Source organism: Pannonibacter anstelovis (assembly GCF_036881715.1).
Taxonomy (GTDB): domain Bacteria; phylum Pseudomonadota; class Alphaproteobacteria; order Rhizobiales; family Stappiaceae; genus Pannonibacter; species Pannonibacter anstelovis.
On record NZ_JBAKBF010000008.1, the window covers coordinates 224467 to 241614 of the forward strand.

General features: G+C 63.2%; 13 protein-coding genes. 8 read left to right on the top strand and 5 right to left on the bottom strand.

What is annotated here, in order from left to right:
• Positions 1–3: 3 nt before the first annotated feature.
• Positions 4–855 (bottom strand): formyltetrahydrofolate deformylase, encoded by an 852-nt coding sequence (gene purU / locus V6L75_RS14240; protein ID WP_334252146.1) that lies wholly within the window; start codon positions 853–855, stop codon positions 4–6.
• A 388-nt stretch (positions 856–1243) separates the two neighbouring features.
• Between purU and V6L75_RS14245 the strand changes: the two genes are divergently transcribed.
• Both V6L75_RS14245 and V6L75_RS14250 read left to right on the top strand, forming a co-directional pair.
• Positions 1244–1816, top strand: coding sequence for a hypothetical protein (locus V6L75_RS14245; protein WP_334252147.1), 573 nt, complete (start codon positions 1244–1246; stop codon positions 1814–1816).
• Positions 1817–1846: 30 nt separating this feature from the next.
• A complete protein-coding gene (locus tag V6L75_RS14250; RefSeq protein ID WP_334252148.1) occupies positions 1847–4216 on the top strand; it encodes a methyl-accepting chemotaxis protein in 2370 nt (789 codons plus the stop codon).
• 56 nt (positions 4217–4272) lie between these two features.
• Here the strand turns inward: V6L75_RS14250 and V6L75_RS14255 are convergent, their stop codons facing one another.
• Positions 4273–4743 (bottom strand): Lrp/AsnC family transcriptional regulator, encoded by a 471-nt coding sequence (locus V6L75_RS14255; protein WP_334252149.1) that lies wholly within the window; start codon positions 4741–4743, stop codon positions 4273–4275.
• A gap of 114 nt (positions 4744–4857) precedes the next feature.
• Here V6L75_RS14255 and V6L75_RS14260 point away from each other — a divergent pair, with 114 nt between their 5' ends.
• Positions 4858–7242 carry a transketolase gene (locus V6L75_RS14260; protein WP_334252150.1) on the top strand — a complete coding sequence of 795 codons (2385 nt, stop codon included), beginning with the start codon at positions 4858–4860 and terminating at the stop codon, positions 7240–7242.
• 48 nt (positions 7243–7290) lie between these two features.
• Here V6L75_RS14260 and V6L75_RS14265 read toward each other — a convergent pair whose 3' ends face one another.
• The 3 genes from V6L75_RS14265 to V6L75_RS14275 form a co-directional block, all read right to left on the bottom strand.
• Complete coding sequence (locus V6L75_RS14265) at positions 7291–8289, bottom strand: murein L,D-transpeptidase family protein (protein WP_334252165.1); 999 nt, start codon at positions 8287–8289, stop codon at positions 7291–7293.
• Between the two features lie 318 nt (positions 8290–8607).
• Positions 8608–9021 carry an NUDIX domain-containing protein gene (locus V6L75_RS14270; RefSeq protein WP_334252151.1) on the bottom strand — a complete coding sequence of 138 codons (414 nt, stop codon included), beginning with the start codon at positions 9019–9021 and terminating at the stop codon, positions 8608–8610.
• A gap of 135 nt (positions 9022–9156) precedes the next feature.
• Positions 9157–9990 carry a helix-turn-helix transcriptional regulator gene (locus V6L75_RS14275; RefSeq protein ID WP_334252152.1) on the bottom strand — a complete coding sequence of 278 codons (834 nt, stop codon included), beginning with the start codon at positions 9988–9990 and terminating at the stop codon, positions 9157–9159.
• Between the two features lie 108 nt (positions 9991–10098).
• Here V6L75_RS14275 and V6L75_RS14280 point away from each other — a divergent pair, with 108 nt between their 5' ends.
• The 5 genes from V6L75_RS14280 to V6L75_RS14300 form a co-directional block, all read left to right on the top strand.
• Positions 10099–11358 (top strand): cytochrome P450, encoded by a 1260-nt coding sequence (locus V6L75_RS14280; RefSeq protein WP_334252153.1) that lies wholly within the window; start codon positions 10099–10101, stop codon positions 11356–11358.
• A gap of 31 nt (positions 11359–11389) precedes the next feature.
• Positions 11390–11710, top strand: a complete 321-nt coding sequence (locus V6L75_RS14285; protein WP_055455853.1) for a 2Fe-2S iron-sulfur cluster-binding protein — start codon at positions 11390–11392, stop codon at positions 11708–11710.
• 151 nt (positions 11711–11861) lie between these two features.
• The gene (locus tag V6L75_RS14290; RefSeq protein ID WP_334252154.1) at positions 11862–12476 is read left to right on the top strand and encodes an ImuA family protein; all 615 of its coding nucleotides are present in this window, start codon (positions 11862–11864) and stop codon (positions 12474–12476) included.
• The gene (locus V6L75_RS14295; RefSeq protein WP_334252155.1) at positions 12391–13872 is read left to right on the top strand and encodes a Y-family DNA polymerase; all 1482 of its coding nucleotides are present in this window, start codon (positions 12391–12393) and stop codon (positions 13870–13872) included. Before V6L75_RS14290 ends, V6L75_RS14295 begins: the two co-directional genes overlap by 86 nt.
• On the top strand, positions 13856–17148 hold a 3293-nt coding region (locus V6L75_RS14300), incomplete at its 3' end, for an error-prone DNA polymerase (RefSeq protein ID WP_334252156.1). The genes V6L75_RS14295 and V6L75_RS14300, both read left to right, overlap by 17 nt.

The window sequence follows — 17148 nt, forward strand, 5'->3', positions numbered from 1 at the left end:
TCTTCAGCGGTTGAAGACGATGGTCTTGTTGCCGACGATGATCACCCGGTTTTCCAGGTGGCACTTGACCGCTCGGGCGAGCACCCGCGCCTCGATATCACGGCCGCGGGCCGCGAAATCATTGGCGGACAAGGAATGGTTCACCCGCTCCGCATCCTGCTCGATGATCGGGCCTTCGTCGAGATCCGCCGTCACGTAGTGAGCCGTCGCGCCGATCATCTTCACGCCGCGCTCGTGCGCCTGGTGATAAGGCCGCGCGCCCTTGAAGCTGGGCAGGAACGAATGATGGATGTTGATCACCTTGCCGAACAGCCGCTTGGACAGCGTGTCGGACAGGATCTGCATGTAGCGGGCCAGCACCACCAGATCGGCACCGGTTTCCTTCACGAGCGCCAGCAGCTTTTCTTCCTGCTCGGCCTTGTTGGCCTTGGTCACCGGCCAGTAGTGGAAGGGAATGCCTTCGTGGGTGGCGGTGCGGGCACTGTCCTCGTGGTTGGAAACGATGGCGACGACTTCCGCATCCATCCAGCCCACGCGGATCTGATAAAGAAGATGCAGCAGCGCATGGTCAAACTTGGAGACCATGATGATCATCTTCTTGCGGCGTGAGAGGTCGGTGAGTTCGGTCTTCAGGTCGAAGCGGTTCACCACCGGTGAGATGGCGTTGGCAATCGCGTCACGGGTTGTCTCCACCGGGACAATGAACTCGATCCGCATGAAGAAGCGGTTGGTCACCCGGTCCCAGAACTGATCGCTCTCGGCGATATTGGCGCCCAGATCGGCCAGCTCGGTGGTGATGGCGGCCACGATTCCCGGACGGTCTTCGCAGGACAGGGTCAGGACAAAAGACTTCATTTTGAGGACCAATCTTGTTTTCCAGTCAGTGGGCGAGCGTTGTAGATCAATTCGGCAGAAAGTGCAGCGCGCTTTTCTGCCGCCCCTCCACCAATCGTGATCTGAAGGACTGTTTCAGGTTCCTCCCGCCCTCTTTCAGAAACAACCCGGCCTGCCCCCCGTACGCACAGACAGCTGCAAAACCAAACAGCCCCCAAACAGCGGGCACGCAAGGGAAAGACAGAGGATGATCAAAAATTACAATACACCTCGCCCAACCATTACAAATTAAAATCATTTAGACCCGATCAAAATCAACAATAGCAAGCAAACTTATTTTGTTTAACAAATAATTCACCGATCTAGAAGCAAGAATCCCGTATAACGTGCTGAAAGATGGGTGAGATAAATGAGATTGCACTTTTTAACAGTGATAATTGCATCTGCCTCCCTTACGTCAATCGCGGCAGCAAACGAGTTTCAACAGGAGCTGGAAACACTCGCGAGGACCCGCATCACCGAACTCGCCAAGACATCTGAAGTTGTGGCGGCGGTGATCGAACAGAACCGGCGCACGGGCAGCTACACGCAGGCAGACATCCAGCGGCTGGATGCGGAATGGGCCGAGCAGGCCCGGTCGATCAATCAGCCGATGATCGACGAAGTCATGGACAATGCGCTCTCCCGCCTTCTGGTCAATAAACAGGAGACGAGCGGAGGTCTCTTCACCGAGATCATCGTGATGGATGCCAAGGGGCTGAACGTTGGCCAGAGTGAGCTGACTTCAGATTTCTGGCAAGGTGACGAGAGCAAATGGCGCGAGACCATGCTCAAGGGACCTGGATCGCTGGATATCAGCGACATAAGCCAGGATGAATCCACACAATCCATTCAGAGCCAGGTCAGTCTTCCGGTGATTGATCCGGCGACCGGCGAAGCAATTGGCGCCCTGACGGTTGGGGTAAACATTGAACAGCTCTGAGGAGCGCTTCAGATTTTACGGGGTTTGCAGATGAAGATCGCACTGAAACTCCCCCTTGTCATTGTGGGCATCGGGCTGCTCTGTTCCGCCGGCGTCGGCACGGCCACGTATTTCTCGGCCTCCAATTTCATCAGGCAGCTCGGCGATGACCGGCTTCTGGCGCTTGCAGAGAACAAGAAGGTCAGCCTTGAAGCCCTGATGAGCGACGAAATCACTTCTGCCATTACCTTTGCAGACAGCCCAACAGTTGTAACGGCCTTCAAGCGCCTGCTGGATGGCTGGGAAAAGTACGGCAGCGAAGCCGGGAACAGGGTTACGGAAACCTATGTTACGCTTAACCCCAATCCCCCGGAAGAAAGGGAAAAGCTGAGCAAGGCGGGCCGCAAACCCTATGATACGGCCCACTCAGCCTTCCATCCGCTGCTGCGCAACTACATGACGGCCAGCGGCTTCGGTGACCTTCTGCTGATAGATCTCAATGGCAACGTGATATACTCGGTTCGGAAACTGAGTGATTATGCCATCAACCTGCAGGCACCAGAATGGTCAGACACACCGCTGGCCGAAGCATTTCAGAAAACCCTCACAGGCCCTGCAGATAATCTGGTCATGAGCGGGATCAGACAGCATGAGGGACCGGACATCCCCACGGGCTATCTTGCAACGCCCGTCTCGATTGGCCGCAAGACCATCGGCATTATGGCTCTGGAACTGCCGCATGAGCGGATAGACAACCTTCTGGGAACCTATGACGGACTGGGGGAAACCGGCAACGTCATGCTGACCGATGCTGAGGGACTGGCGCTGAATGACAGCAAGCGTACCCCAGATACAATCGAACGGATGACACAGGCCGTTCCCCCTGAACTGGCCAGCCGCGCGGCATCAGGCAGCCGCCAGCTCGCCGATTTTCAAGATGTTTCCGGCGAAAGTGTCCATGGCGCAATCATTCCCGTCACGATTGCCGGCACGCCGCTGGCGCTTGCTGTTACACAGCATGCAAGCGAAATGGTTGCCCCCCTGCATGGCCTGCGCAACTGGGCAGCGCTGATTGCCATTGCCGGGGGCGTGGCAGCAGGCATCGTAGCCATGATGGTGTCGAACAATATTGCAGGACGGATACGCCGCCTTGCAGACGTCATGTCGGAACTGGCCGAGGGCAACACCGGCACTCCGCTGCCACCGGACCGCAACAGTGACGAAATCGATGGCATGACCCGTGCCGTCGTCGTTTTCCGGGACAACCTCATCCGCCGCGCGGAACTGGAGCAAACAGCGGTGGCTGAGCGCAGCAAGGAACAGCACCGCCAGCAGCATGTCGCCTCCATCATCCAGCGCTTCCGCGACCTTATCGGAGGCATGGTAAAGCAGGTGGAGGAAAAGACGGGCACATTGACGGTCAGCGCCAACAACATGAACCAGGTCGCCACAGCCGCTGCGGGAGAGGCATCCAGCGCTGCCGAAGCTTCCAGCAATTCGGCCCAGAACGTCCAGACCGTCGCGGCCGCAGCCGAGGAACTGACTGCGGCGATTTCCGAAATCCTCTCCCAGGCTGCGAAGGCAGGAGATATCGTCGAGAATGCCACGCAAGCTGCCCGGCATACGGATCAGGAAGTTGCAAGCCTCGACGAAGCGGCAGACCGTATCGGAGCAGTCGTGGGCATGATCCGGGACATTGCTGAGCAGACAAACTTGCTGGCGCTCAACGCCACCATTGAGGCCGCGCGGGCCGGGGTGGCCGGCAAGGGCTTCGCGGTCGTCGCAGCCGAAGTGAAGGCCTTGTCGGACCAGACAGCACGGGCAACGGATCAGATCGGCCTGCAGATCGCCGAAGTTCAGAAAATGACCAAGGGCTCCATTGGCGCAATCCGCCGTATCTCGGAACAGATCGAGAGCGTGCATACCGTAACCGGCGCCATCATCAACGCGGTGGGAGAGCAACAAAAGGCAACGCAGGAAATCACCCAAAGCATTGCTCTGGCCGCCAATGGCACCACGGCCGTGGTCGGCAATGTCGCGCAGGTGAGCAGCGCCATCCGCACCACCCTGCGCGAAGCCGGGTCCGTGGACAGCGTCAGTGCCGACGTCAAGCAGGTCTCCAACGAGTTGATGCAGGCCGTAGAGCAGTTCCTTGCAGAGATGCAGAAGGACGTGAACGAGCGGCGCAAGGCCCTGCGCATTCAGGCAGGCGAGGAGCCTGTCACGGTGGAATCGGAAAAAGGCACTTTCCAGACAGAACTGCGCGATGAAGCACCGGGCGGCCTCGGCCTGAAACCGGTTCCCGCCCTGAAACCCGGCCAGAACATCACGGTGCACCGGGCCGGTGGTTTTGAGCAGACAGGCAAGGTCGTCTGGTCTTCAGATCAGGGCGTCGGTGTTGCCGATGTCCGGCGGCTCTGAAAAGGCGTCGCGAAAGCAGCCTCCTGCGCAAATCAGGAGGCTGCGGCCCACTGGCCCTATGGCGTGCGGCTGATGCCGGACTTGACGCGGCGCAGGGGGATGGAGCTTTCGATGCTGGAAACGCAGGCAAGCTTCGTCAGCCGGCCGGTGAGAAAGGCCTCGAATCCCGCCAGGCCATCCGTCACCACCCGCAGCAGATAGTCCCGGTTGCCGGTCATAAGCCAGCAGTCCACCACCTCTGGAAAGGTGCGCACTGCCTCCTCGAACTGGGCTAGCGCCTGATCGACCTGCCGGTCGAGCTTCACCGACACGAAAACGGAGACGGAAAAGCCCAGCGCCGCCTCGTCGATGAGGGCCGCGTAGCCGGTGATGATGCCTTGCGCCTCCAGCTGGCGCACACGTCTTGCCACCGGCGTCGGGCTCAGCCCCACCCGCTCGCTCAACTCCTGCACGGTCAGGCGGCCATTGGCGCCCAGCTCCCGCAGGATACGGACATCAAATTCGTCAATCCTGACTGATTCCACCACTAAACATCCGAAATTGGAGAAAACCGGCAAAACACTGCATCCGAAAGCCGGAAATAGCAAGGACTCGCTCCCCCGCCTCATCACATGATGGAATGCCGGAAGGAGAGAACAACCATGTCCCATCAGCATCTCAAGACCATCGAGCAGCGCCTGCTCTGGCTGTCGCACTGGATGATCCACAACGCCAACCATCTGCGGCCCAAGGCGGACGGCATCAAGATCGGCGGCCATCAGGCATCCTCCGCCTCGATGGTGTCGATCATGACGGCGCTCTACTTCTCGGCCCTGCGGCCTGAGGACAGGGTGGCGGTGAAGCCGCACGCCGGGCCGGTGTTCCATGCGATGCAGTACCTGATGGGCAACATCGTTCGCGAGAAACTGGAAAACTTTCGCGGTTACGGCGGCGTGCAGAGCTACCCGAGCCGCACCAAGGACGTGGATGACGTGGATTTCTCAACCGGCTCGGTCGGTCTTGGCGTCGCCATCACCTCCTTCGCCTCCATCGTGCAGGACTACATCTCCGGCAAGAGCTGGGGCAAGGATCTGCGGCAGGGCCGCATGATTGCGCTGATGGGCGATGCGGAGGTGGACGAAGGCAATGTGCACGAGTGCCTGCAGGAGGGCTGGAAGCACGACCTGCGCAATGTCTGGTGGATCATCGACTATAACCGCCAGTCCCTTGACGGCGTGGTGCATGAGGGCCTGTGGGCCCGCATCGAAAAGATCTTCGAGGCCTTCGGCTGGGATGTGGTGAAGGTGAAATATGGCGTGCTGCAGCGCGCCGCCTTTGCCGAACCGGGCGGCGAGCGCCTGCGCGCCTGGATCGACGCCTGTCCGAACCAGCTCTACTCCGCCCTCACCTTCAGCGGCGGCGCGGTCTGGCGCCAGCGGCTGATGGATGACCTTGGTGACCAGGGCGAGGTCTCTGCCCTCATCGCCCGGCGCAGTGATGCAGAGCTTGCTGCATTGATGGAAAACCTCGGCGGCAACTGCGTGGAAACCATGGCGCAGACCTTCGACAGCATCACGCATGACCGGCCGGTCTGTTTTCTCGCCTATACGGTGAAGGGCTGGGGCACGCCGATTGCCGGGCACAAGGACAACCACGGCGGCCTGATGACCAAGGCGCAGATGCAGGACTGGCAGGCCCATATGGGCGTGCCGGAGGGGCAGGAATGGGAGCCTTTTGCCGGCGTAAAGGACAAGGCCGGGCTCCAGGCTTTCCTGAAGACCGTACCCTTTTTCGCCGCAGGCCGCCGCCACCGCACCAGTGACAGGGTGAGCGTACCTGCCCTGCCTGCGCCTTCGGCCGAACGCGAGACCTCCACCCAGATGGCCTTCAGCCGCATTCTGGATGATATCGGCCGCCAGAAGAGCGATCTGGCGGAGCGTATCGTCACTCTGTCCCCGGACGTCACCGGCACCACCGGCCTCGGCCCCTGGGTCAACCGGCGCAAACTATGGGCGCGAAACGCCAGAGCCGATCTCTTCCGCGCCCAGAACATTCCGTCCACCGCCAAATGGGACTTTGCCCCGGAAGGCCAGCACATCGAGCTGGGCATTGCGGAGATGAACCTCTTCCTGCAGCTTGCAGCCGCAGGGCTTGCCTCGCCCCTCTTCGGCAAGCGGCTGCTGCCAGTCGGCACGGTCTATGATCCCTTCGTCTGCCGCGGCCTCGATGCCCTCAACTACGCCTGCTATCAGGATGCCCGCTTCCTCATCGCAGGAACACCCTCGGGCGTGACACTCGCTCCCGAAGGCGGCGCGCACCAGTCGATCAACACCCCGCTCATCGGCATGTCGCAGGACGGGCTCGCCTCTTTCGAGCCTGCCTTTGCCACCGAACTGGCGCTGATCATGGGCTGGGCCTTCGACTACATGCAGCGCGAGGGTGACGCTGCGCCTGATCCGGCGAACCTGCTGCCGGATGCCAAGGGCGGTGCGGTCTATCTGCGTCTCACGACAAGGCCCATCGAGCAGGCCACGCTTCCGGCAGGTGAAGGTTTCGCCAGCGATGTCATCAACGGTGCCTACTGGCTGCGCCCGCCGGGGCCGAACTGCGAGGTGGTGATTGCCTATCAGGGCGCCGTGGCGCCGGAGGCGATTGCCGCTGCTGGCTATGTCGGCGAAGGCCGCCGCGATGTGGCCGTGCTGGCCGTCACCTCCGCCGGGCGCCTGCATTCCGGCTGGACGGCGGCGCAGCGCATGCGCCGCAAGGGCGAGCTGCCGCCCTTTGGCCCGGCGAGCCATGCAGAGCGCCTGCTGTGGAACCTGCCGCGCCATTGCAAGCTGGTCACGGTGATCGACGGCCACCCGGCCACACTTTCCTGGCTTGGCAGCGTGTGCGGCCACCAGACGCTGGCGCTGGGTGTGGAGCATTTCGGCCAGACAGGCACCATCGGCGATCTCTACCGCCACTTCGGCATCGACACGGCCTCGATCGTTGCCGCTGTCTCCAGCCTCACCGCAGGCCGCCAGCTCCGGCAGGTGCCAGCCTGAAACAGCAACGGGGAGCCAAGGCTCCCCGTTCATACATCCGAACAGCGTTCAGTCCTTGCCCACGTGCCGGTCGACCGGTTCCACAAGCATCTTGAACGGGTCAGCCAGCGCAGCTTCCGGGCGGCTGACCGGATAGGCGCGGTTGGAGGTGCGGGCAGCCAGAATCTCCGGTCCGTCGCGGCGCAGCAGCTCACGGAAGCTCGGATGCATGCCCCCGTCCATATAGGACGACACATGCTCGCGGCGGCTTGAGGCAATCGCCTCGTCCACCTTCAGCTTTTCCGCCTCGAGCTGAGCTACCAGTTCCGGCTCCGGCGGCACGGCCACCTCCGGGCACGGCGCCAGCGGATTGCGCGGCGTGCCATTCTTGAATTCGGTATTGAAGACATAGCGTTTGCCGCAGGCGGCCACCTTCGGCTGCTGCTTCGTCAGCTCGAAACTGTCGTAGCCTTCCTTCAGCGTCCGCCAGAAGGACATTTCCGGGTCGGACCTGTGCAGCGCCATGTTTTCCGCCGTCATGCGGAAAGGATAGGCCTGCACCTGAAAGGCTGGCTGACCGGAGGCCAGGGCCTTGGCAACGATCGCATAAATCTCGCCTACGGCCTGATCGGTCATGGCATAGCAGCCGGAAGACGAGCAGGCGCCATGCACCATCAGCGCATCGCCCGTATAGCCAAGCGCCGATTCCAGCCGGTTGGGATAACCCAGATTGAACGAGACATAATACTGCGACCGCGGATTCAGCATCCCCGCCGACACATGATAGAAGCCCTCCGGCGCCTGACGGTCACCGGCTTTCCGCTTCGGCCCCAGCTTTCCGGACCAGCGGCACATGGGATAGGTCTTGAACAGGGCGTAGCGGCCGGTCTTGTCCACCTTCCAGACCTCCAGCTCGCTCTCTTTCTTGAAGATGCGGACAAGCACCGGACTTTCCGGCTTCATGTCCTTCTTCGCCATTTCGGAGATCGTGGCACTGGAAAGGCGCGGCGCATTGCGCGACAGGTTTTCGTAATCCGATCCGGCACAGCCGGCGAGGGCAAGCGCCATCACACCCGCAATGGCAAGCTTGCGCAAGGGCCGGAGACCCTGTCTCGAACGGCCTTGGTTCTGAATGGATGTGCCGGGCAGATGGAACAGCGAACTCATTCTGACAGTATCTTCAGCTTGCGGTCCTGAGCCCCCCAGAGCGGGTGGTCGCATGGATATGCGTCAAGATCAACCGAACTTATTACCGGCGCGTTAAGGATGTGAACACGTTCAGGTGAGCGGCGGAACAAAGCCGAAAGACAACACTGGATTGACCGGCAGAGCCTGAAGGGCATTGACGGGCAATTTCCCGTTGCAGAAACTTCAAGGCTTCATACGTCAGGTGCCGTCACTCTCTTCAAACTCCTGATAGACCTGCGCACTGGTGAGCGCGGCCCACACATAGGGCACGATCTGGCCACGCAAGGCACCAGGATCGAACATGCCGATTTCGGAAATCTTGTCAGGCTCGCAGATCTGCCAGGCAGCGGGCATACACTGTGCCTTGAAGAAATAATCAATATAGATCCGGCCCGGCAGGCGGCGGTGCAATACCTTGGCAAAGGACACATCGCCGGGAGACAGCCTCACGCCGATTTCCTCCTCGACTTCGCGCACCAGGGCTTCCAGCGGGGTCTCTGGCGGCTCCACATGACCGGCAACAAGACTGAGAAAGCCGGGATAGTAGGCGCTGCCAGCACGCCGGATCATTAGATGCTTGCCGTCTTTCTCATGGATAAGATGAGTGGACACCTGTGTCTGCATCAGTCCTGCCTTCCTTGTCCACAATGGCTGCTTTGTAGCGGGGAAGAGTGATACTGGATAGCGCCTTACGGTGTTCCGGGCAGTTCGATGTCAGCCAACTCACGGCCGCACATCCGCCATCCGTCAAAAGCCAGCGCCCTTGCGGAACCGTGCGGGCGGAAGGCCGGTGAGGCGGCGGAAGTCGCGGGAGAAGTGATAGGGATCCGCATAGCCGCAGGCGGCGGCAACCTCTGCCACGGTTCCGGAGCTTTCCGTCAGCGCCCGCTTGGCGGCCGTGATGCGCTCATGGCGCAGGAAGTCCATCGGTGTCGTGCCCGTGGCCGCCCGGAAGGCCCGGAAAAGCTGGGAAGGGCTGAGCCCGCTCAATGCCGCCAGCTCCCCGATTCGCCAGGGATGGGAAAGACCGGCGCGCAGGCGCTCCATCAGCGCGGCGATACGCGGATCCTGCGAGCCCCCTTCATCCACCGGACGTCCGGCCGCCAGCCGTGAAACAATGAGCGCCACCTGCGCATTCACCAGAGCGTCCACCGCAGGTCCGCCCTGCTGCGCCAGCTGCAGCACAGCCGCAAACGCAGCTTCCATGTCTTTGCCGCCATCAGGCAGAAACAGCGGCTGGCGCGCCACATCCAGCACCCGGTGCAGCGCATCAAGCCCGGCGCCGCGCAGGCCCAGCCAGTAATAGCGCCAGCGGCCCTCCCCCTCCGCGCCATGGGCATAAGGCCTTGATGTGTCGAGCCAGGCCACCATGCCCGGCAGGACCGCGTGTGTGGCACCGCCCGTCTCGATCCAGCCCTGCCCTTGCGTTGCGATGAGCAGCACGTGATCGCGGTAGCGCTTGCGCGTCGGCTCTGCGCCGGGCAGCGCCAGCCCGTGACCGGCCGCCTGCAGCGCATAGGGAAGCACCGCCGCCAGCGCACCGGGGGTGTGAAAGGCGATCTCTTCACGCTCGTCCATCATGCCCCGACGATGCGGGACCTTGCGAGTTTTGTCCAGCTTTTGCGTCGATCCTGCATTTTCGCCCGGGTTTTCAGAGGTTATCTTCCGCGCCTTGAGGGAGATTTTATCATGTCAGGTTCCGCAAGCGGCGCAGCGCCGTCACAGGGTGAGTTTGTCTTTGCGCCGCTGGAGCCTGCCTTTGCGGCGGATCCCTATGCCGCCTATGCGCAGCTGCGGGCGCGCGAGGGGCTGACGTGGTTCCCCGATTTCAAGATCCATCTCGCCTCCCGCTTCGAGGATGTGTCGGCCATCGTCATGGACAAGCGCATGGTGCGCTCGCTGGACGGGCTGGCGAGCCCTGAAGAGATCGCCGCTGAAAAGCGCGCTGGAAACTGGCACGACATGCCCCACCATTCGCGCTTCGTGCAGTTCAGCCTGCTGGACAGCGACGGCGAGGTGCATGACCGGCTGCGCAAGGCCGTGTTCCGCCTGTTCACCCCGGCCATGATCGCCAAACTGCGCGACAGCATTCAGGCCTACGTGGACGGGCTGGTGGACCGCCTGCTGGAACAGCGGGACATCGACTTTGTGGAAGATCTGGCAGCGCAGGTGCCCGGCCACATCATCGGGCGGCTGCTCGGCGTGCCGGATGAGGACTGCCCGCAGCTGCGCATCTGGTCCGAGAATATCGTCCAGTTCTTCGATATCGACCGGTCGGACGCCCGCAAGCAGCTGGCCGAAACCGCGACCACCGAATTCTACACCTATCTCACCGCGCTGAAGGCCGAGCGGCTGAAGGCACCGCGCGAGGATCTCATTTCCGAGCTGATCCGCGCTGAAGGCTCCGGGCTATTCAGCGAGGACGAGTTCATCTCCACGTGCATGCTCATCCTGATGGCCGGGCACGGCTCCACCATCGACGTGCTGGGTTCAGGGATGCACTGCCTGTTCCGCTTTCCGGACGAGCGGGAGAGGCTGAAGGCCGATCCCGGCCTGCTGCCCACCGCCGTGCAGGAGATGTTCCGTTTCGAATCGCCCCTGCCCTTCTTCCACCGCTATGCGACGGAGGACGTGACCATCGCCGGCACAACCTATCCGCGCGGAACAAAGTTCGGCCTGCTCTATGGCGCGGCCAACCGCGACCCGGCGGCCTTTGCCGATGCGGACCGGTTTGACGCGGGCCGCAAGCCCAACCGGCATCTGGCCTTTGGCGGCGGCGCGCATTTCTGCCTGGGCAACCATCTGGCACGGCTGGACATGGAAATCATCTTCGCCACCCTGCTGCGCCGCTGCGCAAGGCTGGAACTGGCCGAAGACCAGGTGGACTACAAGCGCGGCCTGTCCGTGCGCGGACCCAAGCGCCTCAACCTGCATCTGGCTCCTGCCTGAGCCTTTACAGCTACCAACCGGACACGCCCCCATGCCCCGTATCATCTTCCAGTCCGCCGATGGCACCCGCACCGAAGTGGAGGCCGCAAGCGGCCAGAGCCTGATGAGTGCCGCCGTTGCTCATGGCATCGAGGAAATCGCCGCCGAATGCGGCGGTGCCTGCGCCTGCGGCACCTGCCACTGCTACATCCCCGAGGGACAGGGCATCGCTCTGCCGGAGGCGGAAGAGATGGAGCTCGCGATGATTGAATGCGTCATCGACCCGCGCCCGCAAAGCCGCCTCACCTGCCAGGTCACCGTCAGCGAGGCCATGGACGGGCTCGTGGTGGAGCTTCCCGCCAGCCAGCACTGAAGCTGGAACGATTGCTTGCCTCGCCGTTTTGAAGAGCCTCCCTCTCGTGGCGAAGATCCGGAAATACCCTGCCAGATTCAACAGGGAGACTCGCTGCTGCTTTCAGGCTATAGGTAGGCTTGTTCACGTTTTACCCCAATTCTGCCGAGTGATGAGCAACAGTCCGTCAGTCTCCCTTCCCGCTCTGGCCCCGGACCGGGTGCATGAAGCCTCAGGCCCGGCAGCGCTGGCTTTTGCGCTGCTGCAGGCGGCGCAACCGCGTGAGGGCAAGGGAACGGACAAGGCGGTGCTGCTGATCGTGCCCACCCATCTGCGCGGCGGACTGCTGCCCTCGGGCGTTGCGCCGCTGATAGACCCCAGCCGCCTGATTACCGTGTTCGCCCCCACGCAAACGGATCAGTTGTGGAGCATGGAAGAGGCGCTGCGCTCCGGCGCAGTGCATGCGGTCATTACCCTGACGGAAAAGCCCCTGACCCTGACGCAGGGCCGCCGCCTGCAGCTGGCCGCAGAAAGCGGGCGCACGCTGGGCCTGCTCGTCACCGGACAGGAGGGCGGCAGCAACGCCAGCGAAACCCGCTGGCTCTGCGTGCCCCTGTGGGACGAGGTGGACTCGACTCTGCAAGCCTGGTCACTTATAAAGAACAAAAGAGGAACAAATGGCAGCTGGACGGTGCGCCTGAATGACAAGAGCTCTGGCACGGCGGGTGTTGTGCATCTGGTTTCCCAGACTGGCGAGCGACCGCATCCTGAGGCTGCGGCCTCATGACGGGCCTTTTGCTGTCAGCCTGAACCGCAGCAACAGCGAGCATATTCATTGCCTGAATACGGCGGCAGAAGCGCGCGGACTGCGCCGCGGCATGAGCCTTGCCGACGCACGGGCCCTGTGCCCGCAGCTTGTCAGCGAACCGGCAGACCTGCCTGGCGAGCGGCAGTTTCTGGCCGCTCTTGGCCGATGGGCCGGGCGCTATGGCCCCATGGTGGGGCGCGATGGCGCGGACGGGCTGGTGGCCGACATCACCGGCGTGCCGCATCTCTTCGGCGGCGAGGAGGGCCTTCTTGCTGATCTTCAGGACCGCTTCAGCCGCGCCGGACTGACCGTGTCCGCCGCCATTGCCGGAACGCGCGGGGCGGCCTATGCGCTCTCACGCCACGGCGGCGGCATTGCCCCGCCGGGTGAGGCGCTGGCCGCCATCGGCGCCCTGCCGCCCTCGGCCCTGCGCATCGACGGGGAGACGGAAAACGGCCTGCAGCAGATGGGCCTGCGCACCATTCGCGATCTCACGCAGGTGCCGCGCGCGCCGCTGGCGCGCCGCTTCGGCGCCTCACTGATGCTGCGGCTGGATCAGGCACTTGGCCTTGCCGGAGAGCCCGTTTCCCCCGATGGTCCGCCGCCGCATTTCGGCGCCCGCATGACCTTGCCGGAGCCCATCGGCCTCGTCGGCGACGTGATGGCCGGTCTCACCCGTCTGCTCGAACGGCTCTGCGAAAAGCTGGCCGCCGTCAATCTCGGCGCCCGGCGGCTGCGTGTGGAACTGCGGCGGGTGGATGGAGACCTGGCGCAGCTGGACGTGGGCCTTGCCCGGCCCATGCGCGATCCCGCCGCCATCGCCCGCCTGTTTGCCCGCACGATCGAGAAGGTGGATGCCGGCTTCGGTTTCGACCAGTTGCGCATGACCGTCAGCATCGTGGAGGAAATGCGGCCGCAGCAGCTGACCAGCGCCGGTGAGGGGGAAGCGGAAGGAAGGCTCGCAGACCTCATCACCCGCATCGGCAACCGTCTGGGCTTTGACGCAGTGCGCCGCCATCTGCCCGCAGACAGTCACATTCCGGAGCGCAGCTATCTGGCAGCCCCTGCGGCCTTCAGCCAGCCAGAGCCCTTTCCCCGCTGCGGCCCGCGGCGTCCGCTCATCCTGTTTGCGCCCGAGCCGCTGACGGCGCAAGGGCCAACGCCGCCAGCCCGTTTTTCCTGGCGGCGCATGCGCTTCACCCTTGGCCGCGCCTCCGGACCGGAGCGCCTCTCGCCGGAATGGTGGCTGGATGATCCAGAATGGCGCCGGGGCCTGCGCGATTACTGGTTCGTCCAAACCCTCGAGGGCCGCCGCCTCTGGCTGTTCCACACGCCCCAGAACCCGGGATGGTACGTCCATGGCGAATTTGCCTGAAGCACTGAGCCCTGGCTATGCCGAGCTTTGCGTCACCAGCAACTTCACCTTCCTGACCGGGGCCTCGCACCCGGAGGAGCTGGTGTTGCGGGCAGCGGAACTGGGGCTGCAGGCCATCGCCATTACCGACCGCAACAGCCTTGCGGGCGTGGTGCGGGCCCATGTGGCCCTGCGCGAGCTGCGGCGGCGGCTGGCGGACAAGACAACAAGCGCCGCAGCAGGCAGCGCCCCGGCAAGGCCCGCAGAGACACCGCTGCATCCCATGACAGGCCGTCCGCATGCGGCTGTCCGGTCCCACCGGCGCATTGATCCGTCAAGCAGGCAGGACATGGGAAAGCAGGATGGAAACATCCAGCAACCGGGCGGACAGCGGCACCGGGAACAGGCGGAGCAGCCCCCCGCAGCCCCCCCCGTTTTACCAAAGCTGATCATCGGGGCACGGTTGACGCTGGTGGATTGCCCGCTGGAGTTCGTCGCCCTGCCGGTAGACAAACCCGCCTATGCAAGATTGTCGCGGCTGCTGACCCTTGGCAAGCGCCGCGCCATCAAGGGCAGCTGCACGCTCTATCTCGCCGATCTGATGGAATGGGGCAACGGCCTCATCCTCATCGCCCTGCCGCCGGATCCTTTGACCGCAGGGCCAGAAACAATGCAGAATGTTAAAACCGTTCTGAACCGGCTGGTCCAGCACTTCCCCGGTCATGTCTACACCGGGGCCGCGCCCGGCTACGATGGGCAGGACCAGATCCGTTTTGATGCGCTCTACCGTCTGTCGCTGACGGCCGCTGCGCCGATGGTGGCCGTTGGCGATGTGCTGATGCACCGGGCGGGCCGCCGGGCGCTCGTGGATGTGCTAACCTGCCTGCGCGAGGGCTGCACCATTGCCACCCTCGGCCGCCGCGCCCTGCCCAATGCGGAGCGGCGGCTGAAGGACGGCGCCGGCATGGCCCGTCTTTTCACCCGCTATCCGGCAGCGCTCCGCCGCACGCTGGAGATAGCCGCCCGCTGCGCCTTTTCGCTGGATGACCTCAGCTACCAGTATCCCGAAGAGGTCAGCAGCGGCGAAGATGCGCAAGCCCGGCTGGAGCAACTGGTGCGGGCGGGCCTCGAAAGCCGCGAGCGTTTTCCCGATGGTGCGGATGCGGACACGCTGGCCAAGGTGGAAAAGGAACTGGCGCTGATCCGCCTCAAGGCATACGCGCCCTATTTCCTCACGGTGCATGAGATTGTTCAGTTCGCCCGCAGCCGGGGCATCCTCTGCCAGGGGCGCGGTTCGGCGGCCAATTCCATCGTCTGCTATGCGCTTGGCATCACCGAGGTAAAACCCGGCACCACGCTGATGGTGTTCGAACGCTTTATCTCCGCCGAGCGTGGCGAGCCGCCGGATATCGATGTCGATTTCGAGCACGAGCGGCGCGAGGAGGTGATCCAGCACATTTACGAGCGCTATGGCCGCCACCGTACCGGGCTTACCGCCACCGTCATTCACTTCCGTTCCCGCGCCGCCATCCGCGAGGTCGGCAAGGTCATGGGCCTGTCGCAGGATGTGCTGGCCGCGATTGCCGGGCAGAGCTGGGGCTGGTCCAGCGGCCCGCCGGATCCGGCGCGTCTGCGCGAGATAGGGCTGGACCCGTCGGAACGGCGGCTGTCGATGACGCTGGAACTGATTGCGGAAATCATCGGCTTTCCGCGTCATCTGTCGCAGCATGTGGGCGGCTTCGTCATTACCCGTGAGCGGCTGGACGAGCTGTGCCCCATCGAAAATGCCGCGATGGAAGGACGGACCGTCATCGAGTGGGACAAGGACGACATCGACGCCCTCGGCATTCTCAAGGTGGATGTGCTGGCCCTCGGCATGCTCACCTGCCTGCGCAAGGGCTTTGAGCTTCTGGCCCGGCATGAACGGCAGGCGCTGACACTGGCCAGCGTGCCGGAGGAGGATCCGGCAGTCTATGACATGCTCTGCCGGGCCGATGCCATTGGCGTCTTCCAGGTGGAAAGCCGTGCACAGATGAATTTCCTGCCGCGCATGCGCCCGCGTGTCTTCTACGATCTGGTGATCGAGGTTGCCATCGTCCGCCCAGGCCCGATCCAGGGCGGCATGGTGCATCCTTACATCAACCGCCGCCGGGGCAGGGAGAAGGTGGAATACCCGTCCGAAGCGCTCAAGACAGTGCTGGGCAAGACGCTGGGCGTACCGCTGTTTCAGGAACAGGCACTGCAGATTGCGGTGGTCGCGGCTGGTTTTTCTCCCGGCGAGGCCGACCGCCTGCGCCGCAGCCTTGCCACCTTCAAGCGCATGGGCACGATCCATACGTTCCGGGACAAATTTATCTCCGGCATGCTGGGCAATGGCTACAGCCCGGAGTTTGCCGAACGCTGCTTCAGCCAGATCGAGGGCTTTGGCGAATATGGCTTTCCCGAAAGCCATGCGGCGAGCTTTGCCAGGCTGGTCTATGCTTCGGCATGGATGAAATGCCACCACCCGGCCATCTTTGCCTGCGCCCTGCTCAATGCCCAGCCCATGGGCTTCTATGCTCCGGCACAGATCGTGCGTGACGCCCGCGAGCATGGTGTGGAGGTGCGGCCCGTCTCGGTCAACCACTCGGACTGGGACAACACGCTGGAGCGGCGCAGCGACGGCGCACTGGCCCTTCGTCTCGGCTTCCGTCAGATCAAGGGACTGCGCGAGGCGGATTGCCAGGCTATCGCCGCCAGCCGGGGCAACGGCTATCCAGATGTGGAAACCATCTGGCAGCGCACAGGACTCCGGGGAGATGTGCTGCAGCGGCTGGCGGAAGGCGATGCGCTGACCTGCCTTGGCCTCACCCGCCGGGCTGCCCTGTGGCAGGTCAAGGCGCTCGGGCAGGCCCGCACCCTGCCGCTGTTCTCCGGCATGGACGGGGAAGCGATTGACGAGCCTGAGGTTGCCCTGCCCTCCATGTCGCTGGGAGAGGAAGTAGTGGAGGATTACGCCGCCCTGCGCCTGTCCTTGCGTGCCCACCCGATGGAGCTGCTGCGCCCCGCGCTGCCGGGCATTACGGCCAACGATCAGTTGATGCGGCCTGATCTGCGGCAGGTGAGTGTGGCTGGTCTCGTCATCACCCGCCAGCGCCCCGGAACCGCCTCAGGCGTCATCTTCCTGACGCTGGAGGATGAAACCGGCGTCAGCAATGTGGTGGTCTGGCCCGGTGTTTATGCCGTTTTCCGTCGTGCTGTCATTTTTGGTCGTCTTTTACGTGTGAGGGGCCGTTTGGAGCGGGAGGGTTGTGTGGT